Annotated in this window: 22 protein-coding genes; 8 read left to right on the top strand and 14 right to left on the bottom strand. The window is 73.9% G+C overall.

All coding sequences use genetic code 11. The annotated features are described in order from the left end of the window. Positions 1–267 precede the first annotated feature (267 nt). From ABT299_RS35355 to ABT299_RS35345, 3 genes are all read right to left on the bottom strand, one after another. Positions 268–2,373, bottom strand: coding sequence for a SpoIIE family protein phosphatase (locus ABT299_RS35355; RefSeq protein ID WP_190864319.1), 2,106 nt, complete (start codon positions 2,371–2,373; stop codon positions 268–270). A gap of 193 nt (positions 2,374–2,566) precedes the next feature. After that, complete coding sequence (locus ABT299_RS35350) at positions 2,567–3,157, bottom strand: TetR/AcrR family transcriptional regulator (protein ID WP_190864317.1); 591 nt, start codon at positions 3,155–3,157, stop codon at positions 2,567–2,569. A gap of 15 nt (positions 3,158–3,172) precedes the next feature. Further along, complete coding sequence (locus tag ABT299_RS35345; RefSeq protein ID WP_387028847.1) at positions 3,173–4,738, bottom strand: MFS transporter; 1,566 nt, start codon at positions 4,736–4,738, stop codon at positions 3,173–3,175. Positions 4,739–4,964: 226 nt separating this feature from the next. Between ABT299_RS35345 and panB the strand changes: the two genes are divergently transcribed. Further along, positions 4,965–5,816, top strand: coding sequence for a 3-methyl-2-oxobutanoate hydroxymethyltransferase (panB, locus tag ABT299_RS35340; protein ID WP_190864315.1), 852 nt, complete (start codon positions 4,965–4,967; stop codon positions 5,814–5,816). Positions 5,817–5,884: 68 nt separating this feature from the next. On the opposite strand, the gene ABT299_RS35335 is transcribed toward panB, so the two are convergent. The 4 genes from ABT299_RS35335 to npdG all read right to left on the bottom strand — a co-directional run bounded on the left by ABT299_RS35335 (position 5,885) and on the right by npdG (position 9,198). Further along, positions 5,885–6,616, bottom strand: a complete 732-nt coding sequence (locus ABT299_RS35335; RefSeq protein WP_190864312.1) for a hypothetical protein — start codon at positions 6,614–6,616, stop codon at positions 5,885–5,887. Between the two features lie 10 nt (positions 6,617–6,626). After that, positions 6,627–7,088: a hypothetical protein gene (locus tag ABT299_RS35330; protein ID WP_190864310.1), complete on the bottom strand. Its 462-nt coding sequence runs from the start codon at positions 7,086–7,088 to the stop codon at positions 6,627–6,629. Between the two features lie 122 nt (positions 7,089–7,210). Continuing rightward, positions 7,211–8,224 (bottom strand): ABC transporter permease, encoded by a 1,014-nt coding sequence (locus ABT299_RS35325; protein WP_500201581.1) that lies wholly within the window; start codon positions 8,222–8,224, stop codon positions 7,211–7,213. A gap of 278 nt (positions 8,225–8,502) precedes the next feature. Beyond that, positions 8,503–9,198, bottom strand: coding sequence for an NADPH-dependent F420 reductase (gene npdG, locus ABT299_RS35320; protein ID WP_190864306.1), 696 nt, complete (start codon positions 9,196–9,198; stop codon positions 8,503–8,505). A 121-nt stretch (positions 9,199–9,319) separates the two neighbouring features. On the opposite strand from npdG, the gene ABT299_RS35315 reads away from it, so the two are divergent. Next, on the top strand, positions 9,320–9,886 hold the full coding sequence (locus tag ABT299_RS35315; RefSeq protein ID WP_194737454.1) for a hypothetical protein: 567 nt from the start codon (positions 9,320–9,322) through the stop codon (positions 9,884–9,886). A 7-nt stretch (positions 9,887–9,893) separates the two neighbouring features. Here ABT299_RS35315 and ABT299_RS35310 read toward each other — a convergent pair whose 3' ends face one another. Continuing rightward, entirely contained in the window at positions 9,894–10,073 is a 180-nt protein-coding gene (locus ABT299_RS35310) for a hypothetical protein (protein ID WP_190864302.1), read from the bottom strand. Positions 10,074–10,142: 69 nt separating this feature from the next. Between ABT299_RS35310 and map the strand changes: the two genes are divergently transcribed. The 3 genes from map to ABT299_RS35295 all read left to right on the top strand — a co-directional run bounded on the left by map (position 10,143) and on the right by ABT299_RS35295 (position 12,855). Then, positions 10,143–10,994 carry a type I methionyl aminopeptidase gene (map, locus tag ABT299_RS35305; protein ID WP_190864300.1) on the top strand — a complete coding sequence of 284 codons (852 nt, stop codon included), beginning with the start codon at positions 10,143–10,145 and terminating at the stop codon, positions 10,992–10,994. Positions 10,995–11,052: 58 nt separating this feature from the next. Further along, positions 11,053–11,742 (top strand): ComEA family DNA-binding protein, encoded by a 690-nt coding sequence (locus ABT299_RS35300; protein ID WP_190864298.1) that lies wholly within the window; start codon positions 11,053–11,055, stop codon positions 11,740–11,742. Positions 11,743–11,814: 72 nt separating this feature from the next. Continuing rightward, positions 11,815–12,855: a DNA polymerase ligase N-terminal domain-containing protein gene (locus tag ABT299_RS35295; protein WP_500253372.1), complete on the top strand. Its 1,041-nt coding sequence runs from the start codon at positions 11,815–11,817 to the stop codon at positions 12,853–12,855. Between the two features lie 72 nt (positions 12,856–12,927). Here the strand turns inward: ABT299_RS35295 and ABT299_RS35290 are convergent, their stop codons facing one another. Next, complete coding sequence (locus ABT299_RS35290) at positions 12,928–13,596, bottom strand: NAD(P)-dependent oxidoreductase (protein WP_241756202.1); 669 nt, start codon at positions 13,594–13,596, stop codon at positions 12,928–12,930. A gap of 45 nt (positions 13,597–13,641) precedes the next feature. Here ABT299_RS35290 and ABT299_RS35285 point away from each other — a divergent pair, with 45 nt between their 5' ends. Together ABT299_RS35285 and ABT299_RS35280 are read left to right on the top strand one after the other, a co-directional pair. Next, positions 13,642–13,992 carry a winged helix-turn-helix transcriptional regulator gene (locus tag ABT299_RS35285; RefSeq protein ID WP_190864294.1) on the top strand — a complete coding sequence of 117 codons (351 nt, stop codon included), beginning with the start codon at positions 13,642–13,644 and terminating at the stop codon, positions 13,990–13,992. 166 nt (positions 13,993–14,158) lie between these two features. Beyond that, entirely contained in the window at positions 14,159–14,875 is a 717-nt protein-coding gene (locus ABT299_RS35280; RefSeq protein ID WP_190864292.1) for a metal-dependent hydrolase, read from the top strand. Here the strand turns inward: ABT299_RS35280 and ABT299_RS35275 are convergent, their stop codons facing one another. From ABT299_RS35275 to ABT299_RS35265, 3 genes are read right to left on the bottom strand one after another with little or no spacing between them, the layout of a single operon-like run. After that, entirely contained in the window at positions 14,876–15,394 is a 519-nt protein-coding gene (locus ABT299_RS35275) for a hypothetical protein (protein WP_500253371.1), read from the bottom strand. Between the two features lie 7 nt (positions 15,395–15,401). Next, the gene (locus ABT299_RS35270) at positions 15,402–16,889 is read right to left on the bottom strand and encodes an ATP-binding protein (protein ID WP_500253370.1); all 1,488 of its coding nucleotides are present in this window, start codon (positions 16,887–16,889) and stop codon (positions 15,402–15,404) included. Beyond that, a complete protein-coding gene (locus ABT299_RS35265; protein WP_190864287.1) occupies positions 16,886–17,557 on the bottom strand; it encodes a response regulator in 672 nt (223 codons plus the stop codon). The genes ABT299_RS35270 and ABT299_RS35265 overlap by 4 nt, the downstream gene beginning before the upstream one ends. 102 nt (positions 17,558–17,659) lie before the next feature. Between ABT299_RS35265 and ABT299_RS35260 the strand changes: the two genes are divergently transcribed. Then, a complete protein-coding gene (locus ABT299_RS35260) occupies positions 17,660–19,606 on the top strand; it encodes a hypothetical protein (RefSeq protein WP_500253369.1) in 1,947 nt (648 codons plus the stop codon). Here ABT299_RS35260 and ABT299_RS35255 read toward each other — a convergent pair. After that, a complete protein-coding gene (locus ABT299_RS35255; protein WP_500253368.1) occupies positions 19,600–20,697 on the bottom strand; it encodes a baeRF3 domain-containing protein in 1,098 nt (365 codons plus the stop codon). The two genes, ABT299_RS35260 and ABT299_RS35255, sit on opposite strands and share 7 nt — an antisense overlap. 98 nt (positions 20,698–20,795) lie before the next feature. Continuing rightward, positions 20,796–21,323, bottom strand: a complete 528-nt coding sequence (locus tag ABT299_RS35250) for a TetR/AcrR family transcriptional regulator (RefSeq protein WP_387028828.1) — start codon at positions 21,321–21,323, stop codon at positions 20,796–20,798. Positions 21,324–21,333: the final 10 nt, after the last annotated feature.

Raw genomic sequence — 21,333 nt, 5'->3', positions numbered from 1 at the left:
CGCCGCCACCTTCTCCACCTTTCCAGCACCGGGCACGTACAGGGTGCGCATGAGCACCGGCGACACCACACCATGCGTCCGCTGCGCCCACCCGTGTCGGTGGCCGGGATCATCGCGTGCTCCGCGTGACCGGCGACGTGCTCCCTGCGTTGCGCTCGGTCCGCGTGCTCGCCCCGGAGCGGCGACCAGGGCTGCCGCGCTCCCCTCACTCCGTGCGGGCGTCCGTCACCGGTGGTCGGGGGTCGAGGCTCCTGGGGGCGCGGCGGGTCACTCGCGGTGGTGGCTTTCGCCGGGCCAGCTGGAGTCGAGGTCGACCGGGTCGGGGTCGATGCCGGGGACGATCTGCTCGCACCAGACGACCTTGCCGGCGGCGGTGCGGCGGGTGCCCCAGCGGTGCGCGATCTGGCTGACGACGAGGAGGCCGCGGCCGTTCTCGTCGTCGTCCTCGGCGCGGCGCAGCCGGGGCAGCGCCGCGGAGCGGTCCAGGACTTCGCAAACGAGAGTGCGCTCGAAGAGCAAGCGCAGCTCGATCGGGCCCGGGGCGTAGCGCAGCGCGTTGGTGATGAGCTCGGACGCGAGGAGCTCGGTGGTGTAGTCGAGCTCGTCCAGGCCCCACTCCTCCAGCCGGGTGCGGACGAGCCCGCGGGCGCGGCGGACGGCGGCGGGGTCGGCGGGCAGCGTCCAGGAGACGAACCGGTCCTCGGGGATGCGGCGCAGCCGGGCGATGAGGACGGCGATGTCGTCGCGGTGCTGGTCGGCGTAGACGCCGGCGAGGGTCGCCTTGGCGAGGTCCTCCATCGGGCGGTCGACGGCGCCGGGGCCGAAGATGCCCTTGAGGCGGGCGAGGCCGTCGTCGATGTCGCGGCCGCGGTTCTCGACCAGGCCGTCGGTGTAGATGACGAACAGGCTGCCGTCCTCGACGGTGAACTCGCGGCTCTCGATGGCGGCGCCCCCGGCGACGCCGAGCGGCGGCGCGGGCGGGACGGTCAGGTAGTCGCTGTCGCCGGACGGGCTCGCCAGCAGCGGCGGCAGGTGCCCGGCGGAGGCGATCTCGATGGTGCCGGTGGTGGCGTCGTAGACCGCGTACACGCAGGTGGCGAAGTGCGGTTCCTGCTCGCCGAGCTCGATCATCAGCTCGTGCATGACGTGCAGGGCGTCGGCGGGCGGCAGTTCCAGGTTCGCGAGGGTGTGCAGGGCGGTGCGCAGCCGGCCCATGGTGACCGCGGCGCGCACGCCGTGCCCCGCGACGTCGCCGACGATGAGCGCGACGCGGGCGCCGGGCAGCGCGATCGACTCGTACCAGTCGCCGCCGACCTCGACGAGCTTGCTGCCGGGCAGGTAGCGGTGCCGGACCTCGACCGAGGACGGCGCGGACAGCCGCAGCGGCAGCAGGCTGCGCTGCAGCGCGAGGGCGGTGGAGCGCTCGCGGCTGAACTGCCGGGCGTTGTCGATGACGATGGCGGCGCGGGCCGCGAACTCCATGCCGATCTCGACGTCGTAGGCGTCGAACTTGCGGAAGCCGGGGATGCGGGTGCAGGCGATGAAGCCGAGCAGGGTGTCGCGGGCGATCATCGGCAGCAGCACCATGGACACGCCGCTGAGCAGGTCGCCGGCGGGGCGGCGGCGCCACTTGGCGCCGATGTCGCCGGCCGCGGCGGCGTCGATGTGCGGCAGGTGGACGGGCTGGGCCGTCTCCATCACCTGGCGGTAGGGGGTGCCCTCGGGGAACACCAGGACCTCGCCGACGGGGAACGTGGCGCCCCAGGCGGGGTTGCCGTCGTCGGAGGTGACGGCGATGCGGCGCAGCACCGCCGCGCCGGACTCGCTGTGCACCTCGTCGGCGGCGACGAGGCTCTCCAGCACCAGCACGGACGCGGCGTTGCAGTAGTGCGGGACGACGACGTCGACGAGGCCGCGGGCGGACTGGTCGAGGTCGAGGGACGCGCCGAACCGGGTGAGCTGGTCGTCCATGAGGGCGCGGCGCATCAGCGCCGGGTCCTGGTAGCGCTCGCTGGGCGGCAGCGGCACCCGCACGTACAGCAGGCCGGCGGGGCCGGTGCCGGTCTCGCCGCCGAGCATCGGCTGGGCGGTGACGACCGCGTCCGGGGACGGGCCGCCGTCGCCGCGCGGGACGGCGAGCACCGCGGTGCGCTCCTGGCCGGCGGCCAGGGCCTCCAGCAGCGTCTCGAGTTCGGCCTTGGCCTCGTCGGCGACGAGGTCGGCGGCCGCGCGGCCGATCAGCTCCTGCGGCGCGCGGCCGATGACGGCCGCGCTGTTGGGTCCGCACTGGACGATCCGCCGTCCGCCGTCGATGCCCAGGACCAGGGTCCGGGACGCCGAATCGGTGGCGGGCGCATCGCCTCGCGGCGCCATGACGGATCTCACCTGACGCGCTCCAGACAGCCGGTCGTCTTAGCACTACCCAGCGACAGTATGGGGCATGACGCGTGATCGGCGGGAGAAGATCACGGTTACCGCGCCGAAAACCGTGCGGTATGCGGGTTCTCGGGCGTTATCTCCCGAGGAAACGGGCCTCCGCGGCTGCCTCCGGATCCGCCGGATCCGGTCAGGACGGCGCGCCGATCCCGGTCAGCAGGAGGTCCACGACGGTCTCCGCGTAGCCCTCCGGGAAGGTCTCCTGCGGGGTCTTGGTGGACAGCGACCCGGTCAGCATCGAGATGCCCGCCTCGATGTCGAGGTCGGCGCGCAGCTCCCCCGTCTCGACGCCGCGGCGCAGCACCTCGCGGATGACGGCGCGGCGCGGCTCGATGACGTCCTGCTTGTAGCGGGCGTACAGTTCGGGGTACTTCTCCGCGCCGCCGACCACGTTCCAGAAGCAGCGCGAGTACCGCTTCTTGCGCTCGGCGGCGAAGGTCCGCGCGATCTCCAGGAGGTCCTCGCGGGCGGACGCGCCGGCGGGCGCGGGCAGTTCGCCCTTCGCCGCGCCGAGCGCGCCCACGATCAGCGCCTCCTTGCTGGGCCAGCGCCGGTAGATCGTCGTCTTGCCGACGCCGGCCCGGGCGGCCACCGCCTCGATGGAGACGCCGGCCACCCCGGACTCCGCGGCGAGCAGGTCGAGGGTGGCCTCGATGATGGCCTTCTCGGCCCGCTCGCTGCGCGGACGTCCCGGCGCGCGGTTGGTCGTCGTGTCGTTCATGGCATGCTCACGCTCTCACACGCGGGCCTTCTCCGGCTCGGGAGCCGCCTGGTTCTCCGCGGCGGGAGCGGCGGCGGCGCGTCCGGGCATCCACTTCAGCACGACCAGCGCGCCGAGGAAGGACACGACGGCCGCGGCGATCGACGCGGTGTGCATGGCGTGCACGAACGCGGTGTCGGCGGGGCCGATCAGGCCGTGGCCCGCGGTGCCCATCCGGGCGGCGACGGCGTGCGCGCCCTCGATGGACTCGCCGGCGGCCTGGCGGGCGCCGGCGGGCAGCGCGGCGAGCCGGTCGTGCAGGTCGCCGCGGTAGACGGACGCGACCACGGAGCCGAGGACGGCGACGCCCATCGCGACCGCGACCTGCCGGGCGACGTTGTTGACGGCCGATCCGGCGCCGGCCTTCTCGCGTGGCAGCGCGGACATGACCGACTCGGTCGCGGGCGGCATCACGTTGGCCATCCCGGCGCCCTGCACGAAGAAGATCACGCCGAGGATCCACATGGGGGTGTCGGTGCCGACGAACTGGTAGCTCGCCAGCGCGACGGTGACCAGCAGCAGCCCGGACGTGCAGACGGCCTTGGCGCCGAACCGGCGGACCATGCCCGCGCTGCGCGGCGAGAAGATCAGCTGCGCGGCCGCGAAGGGCAGCACCATCGCGCCGGACTCCAGCGCGCTGAGACCCCGCACGGACTGCATGTAGAAGCTGGTGAAGAAGAACACGCCGGTGGCGGCGAAGAAGCACAGCGCGATGGACGCGACGGCGGCCGACATGCGGGCGTCCTTGAACAGCCGGACGTCGAACGCCGGCGAGGCGGTGCGGGCCTCGTGCCAGACGAACAGGGCGAGGACGGCGAGGCCGGCGAGGATCGGGCCGAGGGTGCCGAAGGTCAGCCACTCGCCCTTGTCACCGCCCTGGATGATGCCGTACGACACCACGACCAGGCCGACGACCGACAGCAGGACGCCGACCGGGTCGAGCCGTCCGGGGCTGGGGTTGCGCGACTCGGGCACCAGGAAGGCGATCAGCGTGACGCCGGCGACGATGACCGGCACGTTGATGAGGAAGACCGAGCCCCACCAGAAGTGGGCGAGCAGCAGGCCGCCGGTGAGCGGGCCGATGGCGACGCCGAGGCCGACGGCGCCGGCCCAGATGCCGATGGCGCGGGCGCGCTCGTGCGGCTCGAACACGTTGGAGATGATCGACAGCGTCTGCGGCATGATCGCGGCGCCGCCGAGGCCCATCAGGGCGCGGGCGTAGATGAGCTGGTCGGGCGACTGGGCGTAGGCCGACGCCAGCGAGGCGAGGGCGAACACGGCCATGCCGCCCATCAGCACGCGCTTGCGGCCGATCCGGTCGCCGATGACGCCGAAGGTGAACAGCAGGCCGGCGAAGACCAGCGTGTAGGAGTTGATCGACCACTCGAGCTGGCTCTGGGTGGCGCCGAGGCCCTTCTCGGGGTCGGCGATGGTCTTGAGCGCGACGTTGAGGATGGTGTTGTCGAGCACCACCACCAGCAGGCTCACGGTCAGCACGCCGAGGATGTACCACCGGCGCCGCTGGACGGTCTGGGAGTCCACAGCGCTCCTTGGATCGTGACGGAGGGAATGCGATACGGGTACGTCTCGTTTCGTAAGGAGCGTACGCCGCCATCCACCGATACGCAACCGTAGCGTTTCGTAATTTGTTCCGGGCTGGCGCCCGAAAGATCCGGGAATCTCGGGGACTACCCGAATCGTTTTCGAAGTGGCACCATCGGATCCGTCTGGGTACGCCACCGTGGCGCCTCAAGACCGGAGGTTCTCCATGTCTTCTTCTGTAGCGCCGCCCGCGCAGCCGACCGCACTCTACGGCGGTACCGGCGGGCGAAGGATCACCGTCCGCGACATCGCGGCCGCCAAGGAGCGGCACGAGAAGTGGCCGATGCTCACCGCCTACGACGCCCTCACCGCGCGGATCTTCGACGAGGCCGGCATCCCCGTGCTCCTCGTCGGCGACTCCGCCGCGATGGTCGTCTACGGCTACGACTCGACCATCCCGGTCACGGTCGACGACCTGATCCCCCTCGCCGCCGCCGTCGTCCGCGGCTCCAAGCGCGCGATGGTCGTCGCCGACCTGCCGTTCGGCTCGTACCAGACCGGCGTCCCCGAGGCCCTCGCCGCCGCCACCCGGTTCCTCAAGGAGACCGGCGCGCACGCGATCAAGGTGGAGGGCGGCCGCCGGATCCTCCCGCAGGTCGAGGCGATGGTCTCCGCCGGCATCCCCGTGATGGGCCACCTCGGCCTCACCCCGCAGTCCGTCAACGTCTTCGGCGGCTACCGGGTGCAGGGCCGCGGCCAGGCCGGCGAGGAGCTGATGGCCGACGCCAAGGCCCTCGAGGCGTCCGGCGCGTTCTCCGTCGTCCTCGAGTGCGTCCCCGAGGAGCTCGCCGCCCGCGTCACCTCGTCGCTGTCCATCCCCACCATCGGCATCGGCGGCGGCAACCAGACCGACGCGCAGGTGCTGGTCTGGCAGGACATGGCCGGCCTCACCCCGCACACCGCGAAGTTCGTCAAGAAGTTCGCCGACATCGGCACCGTGCTCGGCGACGCCGCGCGCAGCTACGCCGAAGAGGTCGTCAGCGGCGTCTACCCCGCCCCCGAGCACACGTACCACTGAGTGACGGCGGCGCCCTCGGCGCCGAGCCGCTAGGTCATGAGGTCGTCAGGCCGCGTCCCCGGCGGCGGCTACTGGTCCGGGTTGGAGCGGACCAGCTCGCCGCCGCCGGCCCGCGCCTCGCCGGCCTGGCCGTTGCGCGGCGCCGGGACGGGCGGCTGCCCGGCCGCCATGATCTCGTCCCGCAGCGTGTCGACGGCGGAGCGCAGCACGTCCGGGCCCGCCACGTTCATCAGCAGCAGCCCCAGGTTGAGGGCCATCTGCCCGTCGGTCATCTCGCTGCCCGCGAGCGCGTCCACGGCGGTGCGCAGGTCCGCCTGGTCCTCGGCGGAGACGTTCTGCAGCAGGCCGAGGCAGTACGTCGGCAGCGCCAGCTTCGACTTGGCGAACGAGACCCCGCGCATGATCTCCCCCGCCTCCTGCGCGCGCGTCTTCGCCTGCATCCGGTCGACGCCCCGGTCCGCGGCGGCGAGCAGCGAGGTCAGCAGCGTGCTCGGCCCGACCGCGACGTCCTCGTCCCCCACCCGGACGGTGAACACCGCGCTGCGGAACACCATCATCGAGCCGAGGCTCGCGACCAGCACCTGCGTGGCCGCGGCGACGTCCGGCGACGCCACCCCGAACCGCCAGCCGAAGGTGTGCAGGAGCAGCAGCGACCCGGCGCCCGCTCCCCCGTTGATCAGCACGTACGCCCAGGTGCTCGGCACCCGGACCAGCGTGGTGGGGCGGTCCCGGTAGCGGCTGACCAGCTCGGCGACGCCGACCAGGCAGCTCAGCGAGACCGCGACGAGATATCCGGCCATCCGGTCCCGATCACCGCCCGGTCAGCCGGACGACCTCGTCGATCTCCCGCTCGATCGAGACCAGCCCCCGGTCGCGCAGCCGCTCCACGGCGCCCGCCACCTCCAGCAGCCCGAGCCCGGTCGCGTGCCGGATCTCCGCGAGCGACAGCGGCCCGCCCGCCGCCCGCAGGTGGTCGAGCACCCGGCCGTAGACGTCGCCGCCGCCGGCCTCGCCCGCCTCGCCCGCGTCACCGCGCGCGTGCGGCGCCTCCGGGGCGTCCGGCGCGGCCGGCCCCGCGGGCGCCCCGGACCCGGCGGCCCGGCCCGGAGGGGCCAGGAACGTGCTCCACGGGTCCGCGGACCGGATCTGCCTCATCTTCACCTGCCCTGTCGCATGCCGATCATAGGCGGCGCCGGAGCCGGCGCGGCGGGACCGCCGCCAGATCGCCCACGGCGGGCGCCGCCGTGCGCCGCGCCCGCCCGTCTCGTCCATGCCCCAACGTCAGCACTTGGACGCGCCGCGGTCGGCTACCGCTCCCGCCATTGTCGCCTTCCTGGCCGGAACGCGCCACGCCGATCTCCCGGCGGCCGCGCCCGCACCGCCGCCCGGGGCCGTCAGCCGAGCCTCACCCGCGGGTCGATGACGGCGTAGAGCAGGTCGACGACCAGGTTGAAGACCACGACCGAGACCGCGGTGATCAGCGTGACGCCGAGGACCATCGGCAGGTCGCCGCTCTGGATGGACGTGATCGCGAGCTCGCCGAGGCCGGGGATGCTGAAGGTGTTCTCGGTCAGCACCGCCCCGCCCAGCAGGAGGCCGAGGTCGAGGCCGAACACGGTGACGATCGGCGTCATGCAGGCCCGCAGCGCGTGCTTGGTGACGACGACCGCCTCCGGCAGCCCCTTGACGCGGGCGGTGCGGATGAAGTCCTCGCTCATCGTCTCGAGCATCCCCGCCCTGGTGAGCCGCGCGTACATGGCCGCGTAGAGGAAGGCGAGCGTCACCCAGGGCAGCACCAGCGCCTGGAACCACATCCCCGGGTCGGCGGTCAGCGGCCGGTAGCTGCCGCCTCCCGGGAGGATCCGCCAGGTGTAGGAGAACAGGGCGAGCGAGACCAGGCCGGTGAAGTAGATCGGCAGCGACACCCCGCCGAGCGCGACGATCATCGTCACGCGGTCCCATAACGAGCCCTTGCGCAGCGCCGACACGACGCCGGTGACGATGCCGCCGGCGAGCCAGAGGAACGCGGCGCCCACCGCCAGCGACGCGGTCGCGGGCGCGCGGTCGACGAGCGTCCCGAGCACCGGCTGGCTGCTGCGGAACGAGTAGCCGAGGCACGGCGCCGGGCAGTGGTCGGTGACCGGGCCCGCGTCGTAGTCCCGGCCGACCGCGATCGCCTTCAGGTAGTGCCAGTACTGGACGAGGACCGGCTGGTCGAGGCCGAGCCGCTGCTTGGTCGCCTCGATCGCCTGGACGGTCGAGGCCCGCCCGGCGTAGGACGCGGCGATCTGGTCGGTGGTCTGCCCCGCCAGCTTCGGCAGCCAGAAGAACGTGCCGAACGTCACCAGGGTGACCAGCAGCAGCATGACGGCGGCGCTCATGAGGCGCCGGACGATGTAAGCGAGCACGGTCTTCCACCCCGTCGGCCCGCCGGACGGTCCCGGCCGTCGCCCGACCGGCGCGCGTGGTCACGAGGGCCGGTCCCTCGGCGGCCCGTCACCGGCACACTAACCGCGCGGTCCCGCCGGGGGCTTGGTCCGAAGTCCCCAAGAAAAGGCCGAGGCGTTGGCCGGAAATGTCATCGCGCGTGCTCACGCGGGGGCTCGCTCCCCGGCACCCGGAAGCGAGCCCGGCGTGAAACGGAACGGCGCCCGGCGCTCCGCCGGCGCTCCGCTCCGGGCGCCCGTCAGACGTCGGTGATGCGGAGCCCCGCGTGCGCCTTGTAGCGGCGGTTCATCGAGATGAGGTTCGCGGTGAACGCCTCGACCTGCCCGGCGTTGTGCAGCCGTCCGCCGTAGACGCCGCGCATGCCGGGGATGCGCCCGGCGAGCGCCTGCACCAGGTCCGTCGCCTCGCGGTCGTTGCCGAGGACGAGGACGTCCAGCTCCATCTCGTCCACCTCGGGGTCGAGCAGCAGCCTGGCGGACACGTGGTGGAAGGCCGCGACGACCCGGCTGCCGGTCAGCACGGCGGCGGCCTGCTCGGCGGCGCTGCCCTCCTCGACCGGCAGTGCGAACGCGCCCTTGCCCTTCTCGAAGCCCAGCGGGTTCACGCAGTCCACGACGATCTTGCCGGCGAGCGCCTCGCGCAGCGACTCCAGCAGCGCCTTGTGCCCCTCCCACGGCACCGCGACGACCACCACGTCCGCGCCGCTCGCGGCGGCCTCGTTCTCCGCGCCCGACACGGGCAGGTCCGCGCCCAGGTCGTCGGCGGCCTGCTGCGCGCGCTCCGCCTTCCGCGACCCGATGACCACGCGGTGGCCGGCCAGCGCGAACCGGCGCGCCAGGCCCTTGCCCTGGTCCCCGGTGCCGCCGAGGATGCCGATGGTCAGGCCGCTGACGTCGGGGAGGTCGTAGGGAGTCCTCTGCTGCTGCTCAGTCATGCCGCCGAGTCTGCCAGGCGGCCTTCCGGCGGCTTCGCGTCGCCCTCCCGGCTCGGGGAAACCGGCGTGCCGCCGGCGTCCCGTGCGGCACCATGGACCGGTGGACGCCGAGCAGATCGTGATGTTGCGCGAGGTGCTGTCCGCCACCGGCTGGCTGGAGCGCACCCAGGACTTCGGACGCGCCCTGCGGGTCACCTCCCGCACCCCCGGCGGGCTGCTGCTGGTCGGCACGCCCGGCGGCGACCCGTGGCACCTCGCCGCGCACCTGGACGACGAGTCGCGGCTCGGCGACGCCCCTGGCCTCGCGCCCACCCTGGTGCGCTGGTCGCCGCCCCCGGACGCGCCGCCGCACCTGAGCATCGGGCTGTCGCGGCTGGAGGAGGCGCGCCGCGGCGAGACGCTGTTCGTCGTCGCCGAGGACGAGGCGCCCGTCCCCCTGCTGGAACGGGTCGACGACGCGCGCCGCGTCGGCGCCACGATCCTGGCGCTGGACGGCGGCGACCGCGAGCTGGAGGGCCTGGCGCACGAGGCGCTGACCGTCCCGGCGGACGAGGCGCTGCTGTCGTTCGACGGCGCGCAGCACCTGGTGAGCGCCGCCGCGGGCCAGGAGCCGGCGCGCGGCGCCCGCGGCCTGCGGCACCGCCTCGCCAGGCTGCTCGAGGCGGTGACAGGCCCGACGGTCGACTAGCCCGCCGCTAGTCCTCGCCGTCGTCCTTGCGCCACGCCTCGTTGCGCTCGCGGGCCAGCGCCAGCGCCCCGGCGGCGGCGCCCTCGTCCGGGTACGGGCCCATCCGGTCCTTGTCCGGGCAGCCGGGCCCGTGCTCGACCTTCATGTGCTTCAAGCAGAACCACCAGTCACCGTCGTCACCGGCCATCGGTGCTCCCTCCGATCACGGCTCGCGCGGGATTCGTTGCCGCGATCCCGCTGACTACACTCCATCACTATGACGACCCAGCTTCTCCGTCCCGGCAACGTCTCTCCCATGCGGAAGGTCCCGGCACAGATCCCGCGGCCGGAGTACGTGGGGAAGAAGCGCCCGAAGACCGGCGAGCCGGACGTCAAGACACCCGAGATCATCGCGCGGATGCGGGTCGCGGGCAAGATCGCGGCGCAGGCGCTGGAGGAGGTCGGCAAGCACGTCCGGCCGGGCGTCACCACCGACGAGCTGGACCGCATCGGGCACGAGTTCATGCTCGACCACGGGGCCTACCCGTCCACCCTCGGCTACCGGGGGTTCCCGAAGTCGCTGTGCACCTCGATCAACGAGGTGATCTGCCACGGCATCCCCGACGACACCGTGCTGCGGGACGGCGACATCGTCAACGTCGACATCACCGCGTTCATCGACGGCGTGCACGGCGACACCGACGCGACGTTCCTGTGCGGCGACGTGGACGAGGAGTCGCGGCTGCTGGTGGAGCGCACCCGCGAGGCGACGATGCGGGGCATCAGGGCGGTCAAGCCGGGGCGCGCGCTGAACGTGATCGGGCGGGTCATCGAGTCCTACGCCAAGCGGTTCGGGTACGGGGTCGTCCGCGACTTCACCGGGCACGGCATCGGCACCACGTTCCACTCGGGGCTGGTCGTCCCGCACTACGACGACCCGAACGCCACGACGGTCATCGAGCCGGGCATGACGTTCACCGTCGAGCCGATGCTGACCCTCGGCAGCCACGACTACGACATCTGGGACGACGGCTGGACCGTCGTCACCAAGGACCGCAAGCGCACCGCGCAGTTCGAGCACACCCTGCTGGTGACCGAGGACGGCCACGAGATCCTCACCCTCCCGTGACCCCTTCGTCGACCTAGCGTCCCCTTCAGCCAGCGACCCGGCCGGGAGAATGCGCCTGATGAACGCGCCAGCGCCGTACGAGCCGAGGGTTCCGTCCGACAGCATGCCTCCCGGGCGGGCCGCGCTGAGCGTGACGTGGGCGGCGCTGCCGTTCCTGACGCTCGGGTACGCGACGCCCTTCACGTTCGCGGCCGCGGCGCTGTGGCGGCGCAGCGCGCACCTGCTGGTGTCGTCGGCGGTCTACATCGGCATCTTCGCGCTGATGCTGTACCTGCTGCCGGACATCGGCAAGGAGGACGGCACGCAGCAGGCGGTGGGGGTGCTGCTGTTCGTCCTCGCGGTGGTGGGCTGCGGGCACGCGTTCCTCATCCGGCGCCGGGTGTTCGACCCGCACGGGCTGGCGGGCATCGACAACGAGGCCGTCGTGGAGCGGGTGCGGCGCCAGCGGCTGCTGCGCGAGAAGGCGCGGGACCTGGCCGCGAGCGACCCGGGGCTCGCCAAGGAGCTGCGGATCGGCCGCCCCGACCTGCCGCGCCAGTACCAGGACGGCGGCCTGATCGACGTCAACCACGCCCCGGCGGAGGCGCTGACGCTGCTGCCCGGCATCACCCCGGAGCTGGCGGCGAAGATCGAGCGGGTGCGGGCGGAGACCGGCGGGTTCGTGTCCGCCGAGGAGATGTCGGCGGTGGCGGCCCTGCCGCCGCAGCTGACCGGCGACCTCGCCGACTACGCCGTCTTCATCCGCTAGCACCGTCCCCGTCCGCGTCCCCGTCCGCCGGCGGGGCCGTCTCGACCCGCTGATCGCGGGTATGTGGCGGGCGTGACGGAGAAGAAGGGCAAGAAGGACGCGCGGAACGGCGGCGACCGGCTCGCCGAGTACCGCGGCAGACGCGACCCCCGCAAGACGCCCGAGCCCGTCCCCGAGGAGAAGGCGCTCCCGCACGGCGACGACGACACGTTCGTCGTCCAGGAGCACCACGCCTCCAGCCTGCACTGGGACCTGCGGTTCGAGCGGGACGGCGTGCTGGTCTCCTGGGCCGTGCCGAAGGGCCTGCCGTGGAGCCCGAAGACGAACCACCTGGCCGTCCACACCGAGGACCATCCGCTGGAGTACGCGACGTTCGAGGGCGACATCCCGCAGGACGAGTACGGCGGCGGCAAGGTGACGATCTGGGACCGCGGGACGTACGAGACGGAGAAGTGGTCCGAGCGCGAGGTGAAGGTCGTCATCCACGGCTCGCGGGTGTCGGGCCGGTACGTGCTGTTCAAGACGCGCGGCAAGAACTGGATGATCCACCGGATGGACCCGCCGGCGGACCCGGACGCCGAGCCGCTGCCGGAGGCGCTGCGCCCGATGCGGCCGGTCCGCAGGGCCCGGCTGCCGCGCGACCAGGACGCGTGGGGGTTCGAGTTCGCGTGGGGCGGCCGGCGGCTGCTGGCGTACGTGGAGGGCGGCCGGACGCGGTTCACCGACGGCCGGGGCCGCCCCGTGGACGGCCCCGCCGGGCTCGGCTCGCGGCTCGGCGGGCGGCTCGGCGCCCGCCCGGCGGTGCTGGACGGCGAGCTGGCCGTGCTGGACGGCCGCGAGACCTACATGATCTTCGACGTGCCGCACCTGGACGGCCGGCCGCTGCTGGACGTCCCGTACCGCGAGCGCCGCGCCAGGCTGGACGGGCTGGACCTGTCGGGCCCGGCCTGGCAGACGGCGCCGTGGTACCCGGGCGACGGCGCCGCGGTGCGCGAGACCGCGGCCGACCAGGGCCTGCCCGGCGTCCTCGCGAAGCGGCTGGACTCCCCGTACGAGCCGGGCGAGGAGTCCGGCGCCTGGCGCCTGATCGAGGCGCCCTCGCGGAAGCGCTGACCGCCCGCGCCCGGTGCGCGACGGCCGCGGCCCAGTAGGCGACGCCGCGACTCACCAGGCGACGGCCGCGGCTCAGTAGGCGACGGTGATGCGGCGGCCGATCGCGTCGCCGTTCTCCAGCTCGTCGACGAGCGCGACGGCGTAGTCCTCCGCGCTGATGCGGCTGTCGCCGGAGGCGTCGCGGAGCAGCTGGTCGCCGCCGAGGCGGAACACGCCGGTGCGCTCGCCGGGCTCGATCACCTGCGCGGGCGAGATGTAGGTCCAGTCCAGGCCGCCGGCCTCGGCGCGGACGAGGTCGAGCAGCGCCGCCTGCGCGAGGGACTCCGCCTTGTACATCTCGGGGAAGCCCGGCTCGTCGACGTGCCGGAGGCCGGGCGCGGCCTCCAGGCTGCCGGCGCCGCCGACGACGACGATGCGCCGGACGCCGGCCTTGCGCGTCCCCTCCAGCGCGCCGCGCCCGGCGGAGAGCAGCGGCCCCTCCGGCTCGGAGCCGTCGCGGGGCGGCGAGACGGCCAGCACGACCGCGTCGTGGCCCTCCGCCAGCGCGGCGATCGCGTCGGCGTCGTGCGCGTCCGCCTTCGCGGTGCCCTCGGCGCCGCTGCGGGTCACGCCGGTGACCTCGTGGCCGCGGCGGCGCGCCTCGTCCGCCACCCGCCGGCCGATCATCCCGGTCGCGCCGATCAGCAGGATCTTCATGTCGTCGTCCTCCTCCGTGTCCGTGCCGCACGTGAAGGTATCCATCGGATACTGGTTACTTCAACGTGCTATTGGTACCCTCTGGAAACCATGAGAGGCGACGCGTTCGACCCCGAGTGCCCGACCCGGCTCATCCTCGACCGGATCGGCGACAAGTGGTCGGTGCTGGTCGTGCTGAGCCTCACCGACGGACCGCGCCGCTTCACCGAGCTGCGCCGCCTGATCGGCGGCGTCACCCCCAAGGTCCTTACCCAGACGCTGCGCACGATGGAACGCGACGGCCTGGTCACCCGGCACGTGTTCGCCGAGGTCCCGCCCCGCGTCGAGTACGCCCTCACCCCGCTGGGCCTGTCGCTGCACAAGCCGATCCAGGCGATCACCGAGTGGGCCGAGGAGAACGTCGAGGCCGTCGTCGCCGCCCGCGCCGCCCACGACGACTGAACGTCTCCCCCGTCCCGGCGCCGCCGTGGAACCGCGGCGCCGCTATCCGCATCAAAGGGACGTGGCATCCGCTTCGGCGCGCCGCCGCTGAAAACGATCAGTAGCGGGCTAGAGTCCCGCCCTGAACCGGGCGGCGGACGGTGCGCGGAAAGCGGGGGAACTGCCCATGATGGGGAAGACGCACGCCCTGAGCGGCGCGCTGGCATGGCTGGCCGCGGTGCCGGTGCTCGGCCAGGAGAGCCTGCTCGGCGAGCACGCGGTGTCGCTGTCGCCCGAGCAGGTCGCGGCGGGCGCGGTGGTGTGCGCGGGCGCGGCGATCCTGCCCGACATCGACCACCACAACGGGCGCATCGCCAACACCTACGGGCCCATCACCCACCACATGTGCAAGTGGATCGGGAAGCTGTCGGGCGGGCACCGGCACGCCACCCACTCGATCCTGTTCGCGGTCGGCATCGGCTGGGCGATGGACACCCTCGCCACCCACTACGTGTACGCGTGGTGGGCCTGCCTGTTCATGATCGTCGGGCTGGGGCTGCGCGGCGTCGGCCTCGACTTCGAGGGCCGCGAGCCGCAGTCCGCGCTGGCCGACTGCGCGCTGGCGCTGATCGCCGTCTGGCTGATGCACAAGATCGACATGAGCTTCGTCGGGTTCGCGGTCACCCTCGGCTGCCTGGCGCACGTGGCCGGGGACTGCCTGACACCGCGCGGCTGCCCGGTGTTCTGGCCGCTGCCCTGGCGGATCGAGATGCCGCTGGTCCCCCGCACGAACGGCAAGGTCGAGCACTGGGTCGTCGGGCCGGTGCTGATGCTCGGCATCGCGATCCTGGCGATCCGGTCGGTGCTCGGCGACGTCGCCACCCGCTGGCTCACCAAGGGCTGATCAGCGCAGGTCGGCGAAGTCGGCGCAGTCGACGAACCCCCATCCGTACTCGTCGGGGTCCGGCCCGCTCCAGAGCTTCACCTGCTCGATCCCGGGAATGGCCGCGGCGGTGCAGGCGATCTGGCCCAGCGCGACGCGCGACCACTTCACCCGCCGGTGCGGCACGCCCTCCTGGATGTCGACGATCAGGACGGAGGGGTCGTCGACGATCCGGCCCTCCAGCGGGACGCGCACCTCGCTGTACAGGCCGACCCTCCCCTCCACCGAGGTGACCGGGACGCCGAGCTGCGCGATCGCCAGGTACGGGTGGCCCGGCAGCCCGGGACGGACCATCGGGCGGATGCCGCCGCCCTTCACCAGGTAGACGGTGATGGTGGAGGCCCGCCCGTCGGCGACCGGCATGCTGCCCGCGCTGAGCACGCCCGTCGGCCGGACGCCGCAGCCCGCCGACACGACGGCCCCCGCCACGGCGGCGGCCGCGGCGAGCGCCCGGACCGCCCGGCGCCATCGCATCCTCATCGCTTCCTCATCCGTCCTCCCCGCACTCGTCCGGGTCCTCCTCGCCGGCGTGCCGGGCCGGCAGCCACAGCGTGAACACCGCTCCCCCGTCCGGCCCGTTGGCGGCCTCCAGCGTCCCTCCGTGCAGGACGGCGTTCTCCTTCGCGATCGACAGCCCGAGGCCGCTGCCCTCGCTGCGGGAGCGGGCCGCCTCCGCCTTCACGAACCGGTCGAAGACCACGGGGAGCAGGTCGTCCGGGATCCCGGGGCCGCCGTCGGCGACGGTGATCGCCACGCCCGGCTCGCCGCCGCTCCCGTCCGGCCCGAAGCGCAGCGCGACCGGCGGGCCGCCGTGCTTCAGCGCGTTGCCGACGAGGTTCGCCACGATGACGTCGAGCCGCCGCGGGTCCGCCCGGACGAACAGGTCCGCCGGTCCCTCCACCACCACCCGGCCCGGCCAGCCGCGCGCCGACAGCGTGCCGGCGACCGCCTCCGCCACGTTCACGTCGTCCAGGACGAGCGCGGCGGCGCCCGCGTCGAACCGGCTGATCTCGATCAGGTGCTCGACCAGCCCGCCGAGCCGGCGGGTCTCCTCCGCGACCAGCCGCGCCGCGCCGCCGTCGTCTCCCGCCTCCTCCGCCAGCACGTCGGTCATCGCGATCATCGAGGTCAGCGGCGTGCGCAGCTCGTGCGAGACGTCGGCGACGAACCGGCGGGACGCCGCCTCCATCGCGCGCAGCTCCGTCACGGTCCGCTCCAGCGCGGCGGCGGCGTGGTTGTAGGTGCGGGCGAGATCGGCGAGCTCGTCGTGCCCGCGCACCCGGACCCGCGTCGCGAGCCGCCCGTCGCCGAGCGCGCGGGCGGCCGCGCCGAGCCGGCGCACCGGCCGCAGCACCCCGCGGGTCGCGAGGAGGGCGAGCAGCAGCGCCGCGAGCAGCGCGGCGGCGTCGGCGACGATGAGCGCCCGGGTGAGCGAGCGCAGGTCCGCCGCCTCCCGGGACAGGCTCACCGACGCGAACACCATCGGCGGCGTGGTCCGCTGCGGCTCGTCCACCGTCGTGGCGTAGCCGGTCGCGCGGGCGCCGACCAGCAGGTAGGGATGGCCCTCCAGGCCGGGACGGGACTTGACCACGATCCGCTGGAAGACCATGCCGCGCATCGCCCGGCGCGCGAACTCCGGGCTGACCGGCACGTCCAGCGCGCCGGGCGGCGGCTGGGGGGCGCTCCCGTCGAGCGGCACCGGCACCGCGACCACCGCGCGCCCGGGAGCGGCGAGCGTCTGCTCCACCTGGTCGGCGATCAGCGGCTCGGTGTCGGGCGGCATCTGCTCCGGGATCTGCTGGGCCAGCGTGTCGCGGATCTGGGTGAGCACCGCGTCCTGCGTCCGCTGCAGCATCACCCGCCGCAGCAGGACGTACGAGATGCCGGACGCGAGCACCGACGCCAGCAGCGCCACCACCGTGAACGCCGCGACGAGCCGGACCCGCAGCCCGGTCAACCGGCGCAGCGGCGTCACGGCGCGGTGAACCGGTAGCCGAAGCCGCGCACCGTCTCGATCAGCCGCGGCTCCCCCGGCTCGTCCTCGATCTTGGCGCGGACCCGCTGCACGCAGGCGTCGACCAGCCGCGAGTCGCCCGGGTAGGTGTGCTCCCACACCTCGGCCAGCAGGTGCTGGCGGGTCAGCGCCTGGCCGGGCCGCCGGGACAGCTCCAGCAGCAGCCGCAGCTCCGTCGGGGTGAGCCGGACGTCGGTCCCCGCCTTGGTGACCTTCAGCGACGCGCGGTCGATGACGAGGTCGCCGTAGGCGGAGATGTCGGCGCGGGTCTCGGCGCGGCGCAGCACCGCCCGGATCCGCGCGTCCAGCACCCGCGGCTCGACCGGCTTCACCACGTAGTCGTCGGCGCCGGCCTCCAGGCCGAGGACGACGTCCAGGTCGTCGCCGCGCGCGGTGAGCAGGATCACCGGCAGCGGGTCGCCGCGGCGGATCCGCCGGCACACCTCGATCCCGTCGATGCCGGGCAGCATCACGTCCAGGATCGCGATCTCCGGGCGGCGGGCCCGCAGCGCCTCCAGGCCGTCCTCGCCGGTGGCGCGGGAGGTCACGCGGTGCCCCTGGCGGGTCAGCGCCAGCTCCAGCGCGGTCCGCGCCGACGGATCGTCCTCCACGAAGAGAATGCTCGCCACCCCGACATTATTGGGCTCGCCGGTCACTCCGCCCCACTCATGTCACAGGATCCGGACATTCCGCCGACGGGACGGTGACGTCCCGCCCGGACGGTGGGGCCCATGACGCTCCAGATCGTTCCGGTCCTGCGGCCCGCGCCGGACGCTCCCCCGCGCGCACGGCGCCACCCTGCCGTGCCGTGGCTGCTCGCCGCCGGTTTCGCCGCGCAGGTCTGCGTCCGGCTGTGGTTCGCCCGCGCGCGCACGGGTCCGGTCGCCAACCCCGACGAGACCGGCTACCTGCTCGCCGCGCGCCTGCTGTCCGGCGGGCACGGCGGCGACATGTCCGGGAACACCTTCTACCAGGGCGGATACCCGGCACTGCTCGTCCCCGCGTACTGGTTCTCGCACGACCCGGTCACCGTCTACACGATCGCCCTCGCGATCAACGCGGTCGTCGGCGCGGCCCTGTTCCCCCTCGGATACGTCGCCGCCCGCCGGTTCCGCCTGTCCCGCCGCACCGCGCTCCCCCTCGCCTGGGGCGCCGCGCTGCTGCCCGCCACCACGTTCTTCGGCGAGTTCGTCCTCGCCGACGCGGTCCTGCCCACGATCGTCCTCGCATGGCTGTGCTTGTTGCATCGCCCCTGGCGTCAGTCCCTGGAGGGCCTTCCTTCAACGGGCGATGCGTGCGATCGCTGCATCGCCCCGACTCGCCTTGGAGTTCGCTCCGCGATCAGGTTCTCGCAGGCTCGAACCTGGCTTCGCTCGCGATCGCGGCGGTTCGGGTCGTCGCGTGGTCGGGGCCATGGGCTGGCTCATGGTGATCAGGCCGAGCCCGAAAGCGGGCCTTCGCGGGGGTGGTTCCCGGCGGTTCGGGACGCGGGGGCGGCCGGGGTGGTCGCGGCGTTCGCGGCGGCGGTGCACAGCCGCGGCGAGGTCGTGCTCGCCGTCCATGTCGTGACGCTGGCGGCGCTCACGGTCGCCGGCGCCGTCCGCAGGCGCGGGACCGCCGTCGCCGCTGGAGCCGGAGGGCTCGCGGTGGCCGCGGCCGGGTACGCCGTGGCGGCGGCCGTCAACGGGCACGTGCGCGCCGAGCTGTACCCGGGCGGGGTGCGCGACCTCGCGGGGAACCTCGGGGGGCGGTTCACCACGGGCGCCGGGCAGGGGTGGGCGCTGTCCGGGGCGGCCGGGCAGGTCTGGTACCTGGCCGTCTCCACGTGGGGGCTCGGCGGGGTCGGCCTGGCGGCCGTCGCCGCCGTGCTGCTGCGCCGCCGGTCGCTTCCGGCGGACCGCGTCATGGCGGGCGTGCTGCTCACCGTGACGTTCGCGATCGCCTACGCGTCGTCCGCGGCGCTCCCCGACGAGCATCGCGTGGGCAACTACGCGTACGGGCGGTACCTGTCATGCGTGGCGCTGGTGTACGCGCTGGCGGGCGCGGCGGCGCTGCTGCGCGCGGGCCTGCGCAGGGCGATGGGCCTGGTGGCGGCCGCCGCCGTCATCGTCGGCGCGGCGGGGCTATGGGTGCGCCTCTACGCGGGCGACCGGCTGCACACCTACAAGTTCATCGGGTTCGACTTCCCCGAGACGTCGTTCCTGACCGGCGACCGCGGCGCGCTGCACCTGACGGCCGCCTCGCTCGCCGCGCTCGGCCTGCTGTGCGGGTTCCTCGCGCTGGGCCGCGTTCCCCGGGCGGGCGCGGCCGTTGCCGCGTGCGCCCTGGCGGTGACGAACCTGGCCGCGCTCGCCTTCCTGTTCGGGACGCACCCGGACCGCGTCCGGCCCGCGCCGCCGCTGCCCGGCGCGCCGAAGGGCGGCGTCGTCGCGGACGCGTCGGTCGGATGGGAGGTCCGGACCATGCTCGTCCATCCGGTGTGGTGGACGAGGATCGGCCGCATGGACGTCCGCCGCGACGCCCCCGCGTCCGGCGTGTGCACGGTCCTGGTGCAGGCGCCGGACGGGACGTCCCCGGACGCGTCGTGGCCCGCGCATCCGGCGGGCTGGGTGCCGCACGCGAACCGGTCGTGGTCGATCCGCTGGGTCGCCTGGCACGACCCGTCCTGCGATCAGTAGCGGGTCACCAGCGCGATGCGGCCGTGGTCGACCAGGAAGCCGTCGGAGACGAACGTCACCTCGCCGCCGTACTCCAGGGCCGTCTCGATCACGTCGTCCACGACGTCGTCGACGACGTCCGCGCCCTTGAGGACGCCCGGCATGCCGTCGACCGGGACGAGCTCGCCGCCGGTCCGCACGGCGGGCGCGTAGTAGCCGCGCTCGACGACGAGGTGCTCCCCGCGGCCCTCCTCGACCAGCCGGGCGACCTCGGGGAGCCCGCCGGCGTAGCGCTGGATGCTGCGCGCCGCCTCCAGCTCGGCGAGCACCCCGACCTCCCGGAGGTCCTCGTAGGCGTGCAGGGCGGGACGGGCCGCCTCGATGAGGGTGCTCGGCGCGGCGCCCTCGTAGCTGCCGTCGACGCGCCCGGCGGGCCGGATGTGCGAACCTGCGGCCTCGTCGAAGAAGGCCTGGTGGCGGGTGACGCCGGCGACGATGACGGGGCGGCGGTCGCGGGCGAGGACGCGGTCGAGGGCGGCGGCGACGTCGCGGGCGGCCCGCCGGTGCGGTTCCTCCTCGCTGTCGCGGGCGCTGCGCCGGGCCATCTTGCCCGCGTCGATCTCCTCGGCGGGCTCGGGGACGATGGGGAACCCGTCGCGGGTGTGCTCGGCGAGGTCCTCGCCCTGCCCGCTCCAGAGCCGGGTGCACTGGTCCGACAGCGACAGCAGCCAGTAGCGGGGCGAGCGGGTGTAGGCGGCGACGAGGTCGCGGGTGGCGAACCCGGTGTCGACGACGACGCGCTCGTCCACCGGCTGGGAGATCGTGAACGCGTGGTGCTCGCCGTCCGGCGCCGCGAACAGCACCAGGCCGTCGGAGGCGTGCCGCAGGTCGATCTCGGCGGCGGCCCGCTCCAGCGCGTGCACCACGTGGTCGGCGGTGCCGCCGGTCACCCGGACGTCGTCGTGCAGCCGGCGGCGGGCCTCGGCGAGCAGGTTGCGGAGCCGGATCGGGTCCTGCCGGTTGCCGGGCGCGGACCGGTGCGTCGGCATCAGCACCGAGACGGCCGGGTAGGGGCGGGGTTTGCGCAGTTCGGACAGGGTCGAAGCGTCCATGATCCCCCGATCGTCGCCTCTTGCATCTGTTGTCTCTTTTGTAGCTACTCGCAGGTAAATGAGACGTAAGCGGCGATTGAGGATCCGGCGCGGGCGGGTCACGGGCGGGCGCGCAGGCCGTCCAGCACGACGCGGGTGACGGGGTCGCCGGCGCGGGCGCCGGGGCGGCAGACGGCCATGCTGATGATCTCGACCACCTCCGCCGGGCCGATGTCGCTGCGGACCGCGCCCTCCTCCTGCGCCTCGGCGGCCAGCTTCTCCAGCAGGGAATCCACCTCCGCCTGGATCTCCAGCCGCTCGGGCGGCGCGGGGCCGTCCCCGGCGAGCGACTTGATCAGCGCGAACGGCTCGCCGGCGCAGTGCTCCACGGCCAGCGCCAGGACGTCCCAGCGCGGCACGTCCCGCTCCCGCACCTCGGCGATCCGGTCGCGGAACCGGACCAGCGCGGACACGGCGATCTCCTCGACGAGGGCGCGCCGGTCCGGGAAGTGCCGGTACAGCGTGCCCACGCCGAGGCCGGCCGCGCGCGCGATGTCGTCCATGCTCACCGCGCATCCCCGCGCGGCGAACAGGTCCAGCGCGGACGCGACGATGCGCTCGCGGTTGCGCCGGGCGTCGGCTCGCACCCGTCTCCTC

The sequence above is a fragment of the Spirillospora sp. NPDC000708 genome, assembly GCF_040299565.1.
Lineage (GTDB): Bacteria > Actinomycetota > Actinomycetes > Streptosporangiales > Streptosporangiaceae > Spirillospora.
Note: the sequence above shows the minus strand (reverse complement) of the source record. Positions and strands in the feature narration are given on the sequence as shown.